11 protein-coding genes are annotated in these 12,330 nt (G+C 66.2%); 6 read left to right on the forward strand and 5 right to left on the reverse strand.

The window, feature by feature from the left end; all coding sequences use genetic code 11:
- Positions 1-35 precede the first annotated feature (35 nt).
- Positions 36-3,062: a reverse transcriptase domain-containing protein gene (locus KF871_RS15490; RefSeq protein WP_291144445.1), complete on the forward strand. Its 3,027-nt coding sequence runs from the start codon at positions 36-38 to the stop codon at positions 3,060-3,062.
- Between the two features lie 171 nt (positions 3,063-3,233).
- On the opposite strand, the gene KF871_RS15495 is transcribed toward KF871_RS15490, so the two are convergent.
- The 3 genes from KF871_RS15495 to tsaE are packed head-to-tail and all read right to left on the reverse strand — an operon-like array spanning position 3,234 to position 5,502.
- Positions 3,234-3,470: a DUF167 domain-containing protein gene (locus tag KF871_RS15495; RefSeq protein ID WP_291144448.1), complete on the reverse strand. Its 237-nt coding sequence runs from the start codon at positions 3,468-3,470 to the stop codon at positions 3,234-3,236.
- A gap of 8 nt (positions 3,471-3,478) precedes the next feature.
- Positions 3,479-4,978, reverse strand: a complete 1,500-nt coding sequence (locus KF871_RS15500; protein WP_291144451.1) for an N-acetylmuramoyl-L-alanine amidase — start codon at positions 4,976-4,978, stop codon at positions 3,479-3,481.
- Complete coding sequence (gene tsaE, locus KF871_RS15505; protein ID WP_291144454.1) at positions 4,975-5,502, reverse strand: tRNA (adenosine(37)-N6)-threonylcarbamoyltransferase complex ATPase subunit type 1 TsaE; 528 nt, start codon at positions 5,500-5,502, stop codon at positions 4,975-4,977. Before tsaE ends, KF871_RS15500 begins: the two co-directional genes overlap by 4 nt.
- A gap of 18 nt (positions 5,503-5,520) precedes the next feature.
- On the opposite strand from tsaE, the gene queG reads away from it, so the two are divergent.
- Positions 5,521-6,594, forward strand: a complete 1,074-nt coding sequence (queG, locus tag KF871_RS15510) for a tRNA epoxyqueuosine(34) reductase QueG (RefSeq protein ID WP_367172063.1) — start codon at positions 5,521-5,523, stop codon at positions 6,592-6,594.
- Positions 6,595-6,596: 2 nt separating this feature from the next.
- Here queG and KF871_RS15515 read toward each other — a convergent pair whose 3' ends face one another.
- Entirely contained in the window at positions 6,597-7,037 is a 441-nt protein-coding gene (locus tag KF871_RS15515) for a MarR family winged helix-turn-helix transcriptional regulator (protein ID WP_291144459.1), read from the reverse strand.
- 72 nt (positions 7,038-7,109) lie between these two features.
- On the opposite strand from KF871_RS15515, the gene KF871_RS15520 reads away from it, so the two are divergent.
- Entirely contained in the window at positions 7,110-7,931 is an 822-nt protein-coding gene (locus KF871_RS15520; protein ID WP_291144461.1) for a siderophore-interacting protein, read from the forward strand.
- A 28-nt stretch (positions 7,932-7,959) separates the two neighbouring features.
- Here KF871_RS15520 and KF871_RS15525 read toward each other — a convergent pair whose 3' ends face one another.
- Positions 7,960-9,525 carry an acyl-CoA synthetase gene (locus tag KF871_RS15525; RefSeq protein ID WP_291144464.1) on the reverse strand — a complete coding sequence of 522 codons (1,566 nt, stop codon included), beginning with the start codon at positions 9,523-9,525 and terminating at the stop codon, positions 7,960-7,962.
- 173 nt (positions 9,526-9,698) lie between these two features.
- Here KF871_RS15525 and KF871_RS15530 point away from each other — a divergent pair, with 173 nt between their 5' ends.
- Genes KF871_RS15530 through KF871_RS15540 form a run of 3 tightly spaced genes read left to right on the forward strand, consistent with a single transcriptional unit; the run spans position 9,699 to position 12,168 of the window.
- Positions 9,699-10,502: an ABC transporter permease gene (locus KF871_RS15530; protein ID WP_291144467.1), complete on the forward strand. Its 804-nt coding sequence runs from the start codon at positions 9,699-9,701 to the stop codon at positions 10,500-10,502.
- Positions 10,503-10,510: 8 nt separating this feature from the next.
- Entirely contained in the window at positions 10,511-11,524 is a 1,014-nt protein-coding gene (locus tag KF871_RS15535) for an MlaD family protein (protein WP_291144470.1), read from the forward strand.
- Complete coding sequence (locus tag KF871_RS15540) at positions 11,521-12,168, forward strand: hypothetical protein (RefSeq protein ID WP_291144473.1); 648 nt, start codon at positions 11,521-11,523, stop codon at positions 12,166-12,168. The genes KF871_RS15535 and KF871_RS15540 overlap by 4 nt, the downstream gene beginning before the upstream one ends.
- Positions 12,169-12,330: the final 162 nt, after the last annotated feature.

The raw sequence follows: 12,330 nt of genomic DNA on the forward strand, positions 1-12,330 counted from the left end.
CGCCAGCTAGGGCATTGCGAACAGGTGGCCCATTGATGCGGCCCGCTGCAACTCCAACCATTGCAGACCTTTTTCTCGCGTTTCGTCAGGCAAAGACCGCGCTCTACTTTGAGCGTCGCGGTGTTGGTCTCCACGAACTTGCCGAGTACGAAAAAAACCTCCCCAACAAGCTGCGCGAGTTGAAGCAAACGGTCGAGCGGCAGCCTTGGTTTGACAACTTGCCGACTGGAGAGACATGGGTAGTCCCAAAGCGGTTTCGTCAAAGCCTGGGTGAAGGGGACGATATTGTTCGCATTGGAACGCAACACGACTCTGACTTGGAGCGCCCGATAGACATCCAGATTCGGGTAAGCCCGAGTCCAGCGTTCGCGATCATGGAGGTGCTATACCTCTGGCGCTTCGGCGGAGCCCTTGATGCGCTACTTTCAAAGCAGGTCCTGGGTTACCGCCTTGATGTGCGTGAACAAAGGGTTGTCCCACATCGGCGATGGCTCTTCGAATATTGGCCTCGCCGGTATCAACAGTTTCGGACTGCGCCACTAGACGCGGCAAAAGAAGCTCTTGGACGCGGTGAACAGGTGCTCGTGATCAGTGGAGACTTCGCAAGTTTCTATGACACCGTGGAGCCTGATTTCATGATGTCGGACGCAATCATTGCGGAACTGGAGGCCGTCAGTGCGGAACAGTTCGATGTGGATGGATACAAGCAAGCGACTTCGTCTCTGCTGCGCGCATACGGACGCTTTCGTGCTGAGGGGGCCCGCCGGGCAGGAACTGCGATCGACACTGGGGTTCCGATTGGCGCTCTAACCAGTCGGCTTGTCGCAAACCTTGCTCTTGCACCTTTGGACCGCCATGTTGAGGCTATTCCAGGCGTGCTTTGCTATCGCCGCTATGTCGACGACGTTGTCATCGTTGCTCAGGCCCGAGGCCCCCTGCAAGGAACCAGTGAGGTCTTGAAGGAGTTCCTTCCCCTGCGGGATTCAACCGACAACGTGTTGCGTGTCGATGTGGACCTGTTGGGCCGAGCAGGAAGCGACTTCCAGCTGCAGCAGAAGAAGATCAGAGTTCACCATTTGGCCGATGTCCCAGGGATGGACTTCGTGGAAGCAGTCGCGTCTGACTTCTCTAAGGCGGTGAGTGAGCGCCGGGCCTTCGTTGACTCCGCTACTGTCGCGGGAGATGGCGCCAGCCACCTTGTTCGAGCGGGAGAGCCTGCGGGATCGCCTCTTCGCGTCCTTCGCGACGCAGACCGCGCCAGACTTGAGCGATACGCGCTGTCCACAAGCCTAAGATCACTTGAGCGAGTGTCGAGCCTTATCAACCGTCAAGAAGCACGGGAGCTCGTTCGCCATAGCCTCGAGCACGTCGGACGTGTACTAGACGCAGAAGACAATTGGCTGGATGACCTTGATGTGTCGCTTCGACTCCTGAAGTTAGCGGTTGTCGCAGGCGACTGGGATTCCGCCAAAGAACTGAATGCACGCATGGATGGCATTTGGGGAAGCATCGAGTCACTCAGGGCGAAAACAGGATCGCTCTACTATCGAGGTCGGGAGATTGACCCTCGCAAGCCGCGGCCCTGGACATGGTTGCGCAACTACCTGCATGAGCGCCGGGTGGAGGCGGTCAGCTCTGCGCTTCCATTCGGGCTTGACGTGGGACAAGTAGAGAGCCGTCTACCCGGCGGTCTTCTGCTGAGAACTGGTCGCGTCGGTGCAACATCGTTACGAAGGCGGGCTGCCCTGCTGGCGTCTGCCGATCTGCGGGCTCGCGATAGAGAGGACGATGCCCAGAGCAACGGTCCCACGCCCGGGATTAATCACGAATGGCTTCGTCCGGAATTGGACGTGGATGAAGAGGTTCGCATTCGGTTGGATGTGATCGACGAGTTCGTGAAGCGCTGTGAGGCTCTCAAGGACAGCCCGTGGGCTATCCCGCCAGCGCGCCTCTTTCTATCCATACGCCCTCCATCGTATTTCGACATCGCGCGAAGGTGGCTGTACCGCGTGGAAAGAGAAGGCTTCGCGGAAGACATTTTCGAGAAGCTGCTATGCGTTGTGAATGCGGTGCGTGGAACGAAGTATGTCGATCCAGTAGGTTCAGTGGTTGATTCCAGCACGGTTTCCATCGAGTCCTTTTGGTCGGACGAGTCCTTCGGCAAGTCCACTGCTGAGCCTCGAATAATCCTGGGCAATCTTGTCGTCGAAGACACGGCGTGGCAAGCCGCTGCCACTCGCGTTGCATCGTCTGCTGTTGGCAAACCGATTCTTACGCTTGCGCGCTTGAAGGGGCTGGCCAAGGTGTTGGAAAAGGCGAGTCGCGTCGCGCATGGGCACACTTCCGCGGTGCTTGTCTTGCCGGAGCTATCGGTTCCTCGTGCTTGGTTTCGCACGCTGTCGAATCATGTCGTGCGTTTCGGTCGGTTTGGAATGGTGGTTGGGCTTGAATACTCGCATGATCCTGTGCAGCCGTTCGTCAGAAACCAAGTGTTTGCAGTCTTGCCCGGCCCGTTTTCATCAGTCGCCACTTGGCCGTGGACAAAGGGGCTGCCGGCTAATGAAGAGGGGATCCGACTGGCCCACTTGCCGACACCGGTCACGTTTCCACCTGCAGCGAAGAGCAGCCGGCCACGTACGGTGGTGAAGTCCCCTTGGGGCGCGCTGTCGGTTCTGATATGCAGCGAGCTGATAGAGGCAAGGCGTGTCGCCGACCTTCTCGGCCGCGTAGACGTGGTTCTCTGTCCCGCTTGGAATCAGGACACGTCCTCATACGACCATCTGATCCAGTCGGCAGGATTTCAGCTCCACTCGATCATCGCCATCGCGAACAACGGGCACTATTCTGATTGCCGGGCGTGGGCGCCGCGAGCCGTACGATGGCAGAGAGATCTTTGCCGTTTGATCGAGCGGGACGTCGATGATGTGGTGCATGTCGACATTCCGCTTTCTAGCCTCGTGGCCTTTCACACCGGTGCCCCGCCCGCTGCCTCCCCGGCGACGGCACCGAGCGGAAAGGGCGCCGCACAAGAGTGGCGACCACTTCCGCCCGATTGGCCTTAGAGCAGGAGCCTTCTCATAGTTCGAGCGTCGGCCCGCAGCAGTTCTAGCGGGCACTGGCTGTAGAAGACGTTCTCGCTAGGCCGATGCATCGAGACAAATAGGCTGACGCTTTGTGTCGAAAGCGGTCCTTTGTGAGCCATTCATCGTACGTCTGCATCCAGTCTGAACCCGTCACCCACCATCCTCCACCACCAACCGCTTGCGTCGTCCCGACGCGCCGCTCTTGATCGTCACGCGCGACTTCGCACACCCGAAGTGCTTGGCCACCAGCGCGATCAGGGCCTCGTTGGCCTTGCCGTCCACCGGCGGGGCGGCAATGCGGGCGGTCCAGGTGCCGTCGCCGTTGTCGCTGAGTTCGCTGGTCTTTGCGTTGGGCTTGACCAGCACGTCGATGGTGCGTGCGGGCACGGGTGCGCTCAGATCTGGCGGTTGCGCGCCAGCGGCGGGTTGGCTTCGAAGTACTTGACGATGCCGCGCAGCAAGGCGTCGGCCAGGTCGTTCTGGTACTTGGGGTCGTTGAGGCGGCGTTCTTCCTCGGGGTTGCTGATGAACGCGGTCTCGACCAGCACGCTGGGGATGTCGGGTGCGCGCAGCACCGCGAAGTTGGCCTGCTCCACGCGCGGCTTGTGCAGCTTGCCGACGCGGCGCACCTCGCCCAGCAACTGGCTGCCGATTTTGAGGCTGTCGTTGATCTGCGCGGTGGTGCTCATGTCGAGCAGGGCGCGCTGCACAGTGGCGTCCTTGGACTTGACGTTGACGCCGCCCACGAGGTCGGACGCGTTTTCCTTGTTGGCCATCCAGCGCGCGGCGGCCGAGCTGGCGCCGCGGGTGCTGAGCGCGTAGACGCTGGCACCTGCGGGGTCGGGGCTGTAGAAGGCATCGGCGTGAATGCTGATGAACAGGTCGGCGCGCACTTTCTGCGCCTTGGCCACGCGCGTTTGCAGCGGCACGAAGAAGTCGGCGTCGCGCGTCATGAAGGCGCGCATGGGGTTGCCGTTGACGGTGGTGGCGTTGATGCGTTCGCGCAGCTTGTGCGCGATCTGCAGCACCACGTTCTTCTCGCGCGTGCCCTTGGGGCCGGAGGCACCGGGGTCTTCACCGCCGTGCCCGGGGTCGAGCGCGACCACGATGAGCCGCTCGGTCTTGCCCTTGTTGGCGCCGGGGCGCTGCTTGGAGGCCGGTGGGCCCTTGGCCACCGCGGTCGGTGCGTCGGGCGTGGCTGCGGGTGGGTTGTCGGCCTTGTTGCTGGCCGGCGGCGTGGCCTTGGCGGTGGCCTGCTCGCCGGGGCGGCCGCCTTTGTGGATCCAGTCGCCCAGCGGGTCGTGTGCGGGCGAGGCTGGCGGTGACGCCGGGGGGTGCGCCGGGGAGGTCTTGGCCAGGCGTTCGGTCTCCAGGCCCAGCAGGCGCGCGGCGCGTTCGCTGGCCTCGTCGCGCGCCTGGCCGCGCTGGGCCACCAGCTGCTGCAGCGGGTCGGGGGGCGTGGCGGGGTAGAGGTCGAACACCAGCCGGTGCTGGTAGGCGGCCACGGGCTCGAGCGTGAAAACCTGCGGCTTGATGGCGTGTTTGAGGTCGATCACCAGCCGCACCACGGTGGGCGAGTTCTGGCCCACCCGGATGCCGGCGATGTTGGGGTCGTCCGCCTGCAGCTTGGCCACCAGCTCACGCAACTCGGGCACCAGGTCCATGCCGTCGATGTCCACCGCCAGGCGCGGTGGCTCGTTGACCATGAACGAGCGCGCGTTGAGCGGCAGATCGCTTTCGATGGTGACGCGGGTGTAGTCCTCGGCCGGCCAGATGCGCACCGCCACCACCGACGCGCCGCGCGCGATCTGCGCGGTGCCGAGCAACAGGACGATGGAGCCGGCGCGCAGCAGCACACGGCGGGGCAGGGCGATGGGCCGCAGTGCCTCGGTCATGCAATGGCGGCCAGCAGCAAGCGGCCAGCGGGTGTATGGGCCACGGCGCGCACCTGGCGTGCGTCGTCGTGTTCGGGGTCGGTGTTCATCGGGTCGGGGTCGATGTGCAGATCGAGATCGATCGGTGGCAACACAGCGGCGGCGCGTTCCGGCCACTCGACGAGCTTGAGGCCGGCTTGCGCGAACAGTTCCCGAAAGCCGGCGTCTTCCCACTCGCGTGGGTCGTTGAAGCGGTAGAAGTCGAAGTGCCAGATGGACAGCGGCTCACCGGGCGGCATCAGCGGGCAGTCGATGGCGCTGTGGGGTTCGACCACCGCATAGGTGGGGCTCTTGATGCGCCCGCGCACGCCAAGGCTGCGCAGCAGGTGGCGAACGAAGGTGGTTTTGCCGGCACCCAGGTCGCCATGGAGGGCCAGGGTGGCGTGAGCGAGCGAAGGACACATCGCCAGGCGCTGAGCGAAGGCCAGCGTGTCGGCCTCCTGGGCCCAGCGGCCCTGCCAGGTCTGGGGGCCGGTTGCTACCATCGGCGCCCCATGAAGGCTGTGGTGAATGCTGCTCAACTGATCTTGCGTGCTCAGGCGTGGGGGAGACAGCTCGGATTCTCCCAAATCGGTGTGTCTGATGTGGATCTGAGTGCCGCAGAAGCCGGTTTGATGGCCTGGTTGTCGGCTGGATGCCACGGTGAGATGGCCTACATGGCGTCGCACGGCCTCAAACGCGCGCGCCCAGCCGAGCTGGTGCCGGGCACGGTGAGCGTGATCACCGCGCGCATGGACTACCTGCCGAGTGACACACCGGGCGACTGGATCGAGCGCGAATGGCAGCGCCAGCAGCGACCCGGCGAGGCGGTGGTGTCGGTGTATGCACGGGGTCGCGACTATCACAAGGTGTTGCGCTCTCGCCTGCAGAAGCTGGCCGATCGCATCGCGGACGAGGTCGGCCCCTTCGGTCACCGCGTGTTCACCGACTCGGCGCCGGTGCTGGAGGTGGAGCTGGCCGCGCGCAGTGGCATTGGCTGGCGCGGCAAACACACGCTCACGCTGCACCGCGACGCGGGGTCGATGTTCTTTCTGGGCGAGATCTATGTGGACCTGGCGCTGCCCGCCACCGAACCCACCAGCGACCACTGCGGCAGTTGCAGCGCCTGCATGGACCTGTGCCCCACGCAAGCCATCACCGGCGCGCAGCGCGTGGACGCACGCCGTTGCATCAGTTACCTCACCATCGAACACAGCGGCCCCATCCCCGAGGCGTTGCGCGCGCCCATGGGCAACCGCATCTACGGCTGCGACGACTGCCAGCTGGCCTGCCCCTGGAACAAGTTCGCGCAGCGCAGCCCGCTGCCCGATTTCGACCTGCGAGAGGGCATGGCCGACGGGACGCTGATCGACCTGTTCGCCTGGAGCGAGGCCGAGTTCTTGCGGCGCACCGAAGGCAGCGCTATCCGGCGCATCGGCCATGAGCGCTGGCTGCGCAACATCGCGGTGGCGCTGGGCAATGCCTTGCGTGCCAGCGGCGACGCCGCGTTCGCGCAAGCCCTGGCCACGCGCGCCGACGACCCCAGCCCGCTGGTGCGCGAGCACGTGGCCTGGGCCTTGGCGCAGGGCCGGCGCTGAACTCACTCGGCCCCCGGCATGGCATCTCGCAGGCGGCCCAACAGGGCCAGCAACTGCGCTTTCTCGTTGCCTTGAAGGCGCTGGGTCAGCGTGCGCTCGAGCTTGAGGCGGTGTTGCTGCAGGCGTCGCTGCAGGGCGCGACCTTCGGCGGTGACGTGCACCTGCTGGCTTCGCGCGTCGTCCGGGTCGGGTGTGGTCACCAGCAGCCCGCGCTCCATCAAGGCCCTTACCAACCGTGCGATCTGGGCCTTGTCGCGGCCCGAGTGCCGCACCAGATCGCGCTGGGTGTGGCCGTCGTGGTGGGCAAAGTAGTTCAGGCAACGCGCCTCCATCGGGCCCAGGCCCTCGCCCTCGGTCTGCACGGCGGTGTGCGTATGGCGGCGCATGCCGTGCATCAGCGCACTGAGCAGGTCCAGGATGTCGGTGTCGGCAGGTCGGGTCATCAAATCCCTTTTGGTTGATAGGGTCAACCAAATGCGGCGAAGATGGTTGTCATTATCAACCAAATACCCTCCATGAACGACTCCCAAACCGACCCCCTGGCGCCGCAGCGCGTGCGCCACGACCTGCAGGTGCGCCGCGCAGCGGTGACGCAGGTGCAGCGCCTGAGCGCCAACTTCGTCAACGTGCGGCTGCAGGGCGAGGCCCTGCGAGGCTTCACCAGCGCCTCTTTCGACGACCACTTCAAGCTCATGTTGCCGGCCCGCGCGGGCGCCGATCTGGTGCTGCCCCAACCCGGGCCCGATGGCCTGGCACTGCCACCCGGCGCCGAGCGCCCGCAGATGCGCGACTACACGCCGTACCGGTTCGACCCCGCGGCCGGTGAGCTGGAGGTGGTGTTCTTTCTGCATGGCGACGGCGCAGCCAGTGGCTGGGCCGCACAGGCCAGGGTGGGCGACGAGGTGGGTGTGGGCGGGCCGCGCGGCTCTTTTGTCTGGCCCTCAGGCTTCGATTGGCAACTGCTGGTCGGCGACGAGACCGCCTTGCCCGCCATCGCGCGCCGACTGGCCGAATCGCCCGCCTCCCTGCGCACGCAGGTGGTGGCGCAGAGTGCCACCGAGAGTGATCGCGCAGTGCTCGATGCGGCAATGGACGCAGTGACGCACCCCAATGCGCAGGTGGCCTGGGTGGGTGGCAACGCCGCCGACGCGCTGGCCACGGCGGTGGCCGCCCTCACGTTGCCCGATGGGCAAGGCTTTGCCTGGGCCGCGGGCGAGTCCGCCAGCATGGCGGCCGTGCGCCAGGTGCTGGTGGGCACGCACGCTTTGCCCAAGCACCGCGTGCGGGCCTCCGCCTACTGGAAGCGTGGTGCCAGTGCGCACCACGAGAACCTGTGACGGCTGGGTGCTTCAGCCGGTCGTGTCTTCAACCCGTCGCGTAGCGCAGGCGCAGCTCGCGCTTGAGCAGCTTGCCGCTGGGGTTCTTGGGCAGGGCCTCGGTGAAGACCACGCGCTTCGGGCTTTTGAAGCCCGCCATGTGCGTGTTGCAGTGGGCAATGACCTCGTCCTCGCTGAGCGTGTGACCGGTCTTGACCACCACGATGGCGGTCACCGCTTCCACCCACTTGGGGTCGGGCAGGCCGATCACCGCCACCTCGCTCACCGCGCCCAGGCGGTAGATCATTTCTTCGACCTCGCGACTGGCCACGTTCTCGCCGCCGGTCTTGATCATGTCCTTCTTGCGGTCGACGATGGTGATGTAGCCCTCGTCGTCGATGGTGGCCAGGTCGCCGCTGTGGAACCAGTCGCCCGAGAAGGCGCTGGCGGTTTTCTCGGGGTCGTTGAAGTAGCCCAGCATCAGGTGCGGCGAGCGGTGCACCACCTCGCCCACCTCACCGGGCGCCACGTCTTCCATCAGGTCGTTGACCACGCGCGTTTCGACGTTGAGCACCGCCTTGCCGCACGACCCCGGTTTGCGCAGCTGGTCTTCGGGCGGCAGCATGGTGGCCAGCGGCGCGATTTCGGTCTGGCCGTACAGGTTCCACAGCCGCACCGACGGCAATCGCGTGGCCAGCTCCTTGAGCACCTCCACCGGCATGATGGACGCGCCGTAGTAGCCCTTGGCCAGCGTGCGCAGGCGTGCCGGGTCGAAGGCCGGCGAGCGCAGCAGGGCAATCCACACCGTGGGCGGCGCGAAGAAGCTGGTGATGCGGTGCTGCTCGAGCAGGTTGAGCAGGTGATCGGGCACCGGCTTGCCGGTGATCACATTGGTGCTGCCCATGTAGATGGCCGGGCCGAAGAAGACGTCGAGCTGCGCGCAGTGGTACAGCGGCAGCGCGTGCAGGGCCACGTCGGCCTCGGCGATCTCGGCGTTGATGACGCAGCTCACGTACTGCCACAGCACCGCGTCGTGCGTGAGCATCGCGCCTTTGGGCATGGATTCGGTGCCGCTGGTGTAGACGATCTGGGCCACGTCGGTGCTCTGCAGCTGCACGTCCGGCAGGGGCTCGGCGCTGGCGGCCAGGTGATCGAAGCGGTGCATGGTGGGGTCCGGCTCGCTCGGGTCTTCGCCGGGCAGCCATATGAAGCGCTCGACCGATGTGTCCTGCGCGGCGGCGGCGCGCGCCAGCTCGCTCAGCCCGCTGTCGGTGGCCAGGGTCTTGGCGCCCGCGTGGCGCAGGATGTAGGCCACTTCGTCGGCCTTGAGCATGAAGTTGATCGGCACCAGCACGGCGCCACGGCGTGCCACGGCAAAGCGCAGCGCCGCAAAGCCGTGCGAGTTGCGCGCCAGCACCGCCACCTTGTCGCCTTCGGCCACGCCCAGGTGGGCCAGGCCCGCGGCCAGGCGCGTCACCAGCGCGTCGAAGTCGGCGTAGCTCCAGCGGGTGTCACCACAGGCGATGGCGAGCTTGTCCGGCAGGCGCAGGGCGGTGCGGTGCAAGGCGTCGGCGATGGTCTGGCGTCGCACCTGCGGCGAGTAGGCGGGTTTCATGCGGTCTCCTGTGTGGCCCTTGGCGTGTGATTGGCATCGGTTGGCCGCTCGCATTGGATCGGCACCGGCGCCATTGTTCATCGGCACAAACACCGATCGGCGTCACTGGGGTGTCACCAAATCTCACCGCTCATGGGCGGCGGCGGATGCCCTCGCTGGCTATGATGCGCCGAATGTCGGTACCGGCACGCTCAGCCCACGCCCTGCAACGCGAATCCCGCCGCTTGCGTGGCCACGCCGTGGGCTGGTGGCACGCGCTGCAGCTGGCCGCGCAGATCCTGGTGCTGGTGCTCACGCCGGCCAGCTACAGCGGCGGGCGCAGTCGGCGCATCATGGCGCACCTGGTGCATGCGGTGCTGCCACTGTTGCCGTGGTTTCTGGTGCTGTCGGTGCTCATCAGCCTGGTCATCATCCGCATCGTGACCGCCACGGCAGAGAGCTACGGCCTGTCGCAGTACGCGCTGGAGGTGCTGGTGCGCACCCTGGTGCTCGAACTCATACCGCTCACCGCTGCGCTGTTCGTGGCCCTGCGCCACGCCATGCCGGGCGCCGAGCAATTGCGCGCGCAACTCGATGCGCGCCAGCGTGCGGGCGGCCACATCCCGGGCATCGAGGGGCTGGCCGGCGTCTTGCTGCCGCGGGCCATCGCGGGCGTGCACTCGGTGGTGCTGCTGGCCGCGCTGTCGGGCGTGGTGGCCCTGGTGCTGACCTACTTCATGGTCTACGGCACATCGCCCTGGGCGCTGGGGTTCTACTCGCACGACGTGGGCGGTGTGTTCACCCCGGTGGTGGCGCTCATCTTCGGCCTGAAGACGCTGTTCTTCAGCCTCGCGGTGGCGGTGGTGCCGCTGGCCGGCGCGGCCGAGCCCGATGCCCACGGCCGCTTCATTCCCCGCAGCGACATGACCGAATTTGCCCGTCTGTTCTCGGTGCTGCTGCTGGTCGAGATCGTCTCGCTGGTGGGCAACTACTACTGAATACCGACATGTCAGAAACGCCCCAACACGAACCCCTGGTGCCCGACCCGCCACCGGTCAACGGCCTGGCGTTCAAGGCCGCGTTGCTGATGGCGCTCACCTTGTTGCTGGTGGTGGGCTCGGCGCTGTACGTGATGTTTGCGCGTGGCGTGTTCGATCCCACCCAGCGTGTGGTGCTGATCGCCGACGACGCCGAGGGCGTGACGGTGGGCATGAACATGACCTTTGCCGGCTTCCCGATCGGGCGCGTGGCACGGGTGGAACTGGGCGAGGACGGCAACGCGCGCATCCTGGTGGACGTGCCCACGCGCGACGCCAAGTGGCTGCGCACCTCCAGTGTGTTCACCATGGAGCGCAGCCTGGTGGGCGGCACGCGCATCCGCGCCTTCAGCGGTGTGCTCGACGACCCGCCACTGGAGAACGGCGCCGAGCGCACGGTGCTGCGCGGCGATGCGGCGGCCGAGATCCCGCAGATCACCGCCGCGGTGCGCGAGTTGCTGGAGAACCTCAACGCCATGACGCAGCGCGACGCGGCGCTCAACCAGACGCTGGCCAACCTGCAGGCCACCACCGAAAAACTCAACGGGCCGCACGGCGCGCTCGGTGTGCTCACCGGCAACGAGGCCGACGCCAAGCGGCTCGCGGCCACCATCGAGGGCGCCAACGCGCTCATCGCCCGCGCCGACGCACTCACCAAGCGGCTTGATTCGCTGGTGGCCAACGCCGACCGCCAGGTGTTCGGCCAGGGCGCAGCGCCGGGCGAGGGCAGTCTGATGGGTGATGTGCGCGGCACCGTGACGCAGCTCACCGGCCTGCTGGCCGATGCCCGCGGCAGCCTGCAGAAGGTGGACGCCGTGCTGGTGGAGGCCCAGGGCATTGCGGCCAATACGCGCGAGGCCACCACCGATCTGGTGGCGCTGCGTGCGGAAGTCGAACGCAGCCTGCGTCAGGTCGACAGCCTGATCAACGAGATCAACCGCAAGTGGCCGTTTGCGCGCGACACGGAGATCAAGCTGCCATGAAGCGACTGTGGATTCCCCTTGCGCTCGGGCTGTCGCTGGCGGCCTGTTCCAGCACACCGCCCCCGCCCGACTGGCAACTGAGCGCGCGCAGCAGCCTCGATAACGCCGCCGTCGCCTGGCTGGAGGGGCGCGACGCGGTTGAGCGCGCTGAGTTCGCACGTGCCCGCGCGGCCATCGCCCGCACCGCAAGGCCTGACCTGCTGGCGCGCGCCGAGCTGCACCGCTGCGCCCTGCGCGCGGCCACCCTGCAGTTCGAAGCGTGCAGCGGCTTTGAGGCGCTGTCGCCGGACGCGGCGCCCGAAGATGCCGCCTACGCGCGCTACCTGCGCAACCAGACCTTGCCCACCGATGCGGCCTTGCTGCCGCCGGCGCACCGTGCCGCGCTGGGCGCTGCCGATCCCGCCGCTGCGCTGCGTGGCATCGACGACCCGATCACCCGCCTGGTGGCCGCCGGCGTGGCCTTCGGGCGGGCGCAGGCCTCGCCAGGTGTGGTGCAACTCGCGGTGGACACGGCCTCGGCCCAGGGTTGGCCGCGGCCGCTGCTGGCCTGGCTCGGGGTTCAGCAACAGGCCGCGCGCGCTGCAGGCGATGCGGCGGCGGTGCAGCGGCTGCAGCGCCGCATCGATACCGTCGCGCCGCGCTGAGTCCAGATGTATGCGGCTTGTTGGAGTGCCTGAAAAATGCTTGGTTAATGGGCCGTAAGGGCTATATTGGATTTGCCATCAGCCTGCGGGGTGTATTGCACGATTTGCACCGCCAACACTCAAGGATGAAGTGAGCTTGTGTGTGAATAGCTACAGCTAGAT

This window comes from Hydrogenophaga sp., assembly GCF_019635465.1.
Classification (GTDB): domain Bacteria; phylum Pseudomonadota; class Gammaproteobacteria; order Burkholderiales; family Burkholderiaceae_C; genus Hydrogenophaga.

Coding starts and splice junctions, on each gene's coding strand:
- KF871_RS15490 (WP_291144445.1), top strand. CDS start 36: ATGCGGCCCGCTGCAACTCCAACCATTGCAGACCTTTTTCTCGCGTTT.
- KF871_RS15500 (WP_291144451.1), bottom strand. CDS start 4,978: ATGACCGAGGCACTGCGGCCCATCGCCCTGCCCCGCCGTGTGCTGCTG.
- tsaE (WP_291144454.1), bottom strand. CDS start 5,502: ATGGTAGCAACCGGCCCCCAGACCTGGCAGGGCCGCTGGGCCCAGGAG.
- KF871_RS15515 (WP_291144459.1), bottom strand. CDS start 7,037: ATGACCCGACCTGCCGACACCGACATCCTGGACCTGCTCAGTGCGCTG.
- KF871_RS15520 (WP_291144461.1), top strand. CDS start 7,110: ATGAACGACTCCCAAACCGACCCCCTGGCGCCGCAGCGCGTGCGCCAC.
- KF871_RS15525 (WP_291144464.1), bottom strand. CDS start 9,525: ATGAAACCCGCCTACTCGCCGCAGGTGCGACGCCAGACCATCGCCGAC.
- KF871_RS15530 (WP_291144467.1), top strand. CDS start 9,699: ATGTCGGTACCGGCACGCTCAGCCCACGCCCTGCAACGCGAATCCCGC.
- KF871_RS15535 (WP_291144470.1), top strand. CDS start 10,511: ATGTCAGAAACGCCCCAACACGAACCCCTGGTGCCCGACCCGCCACCG.
- KF871_RS15540 (WP_291144473.1), top strand. CDS start 11,521: ATGAAGCGACTGTGGATTCCCCTTGCGCTCGGGCTGTCGCTGGCGGCC.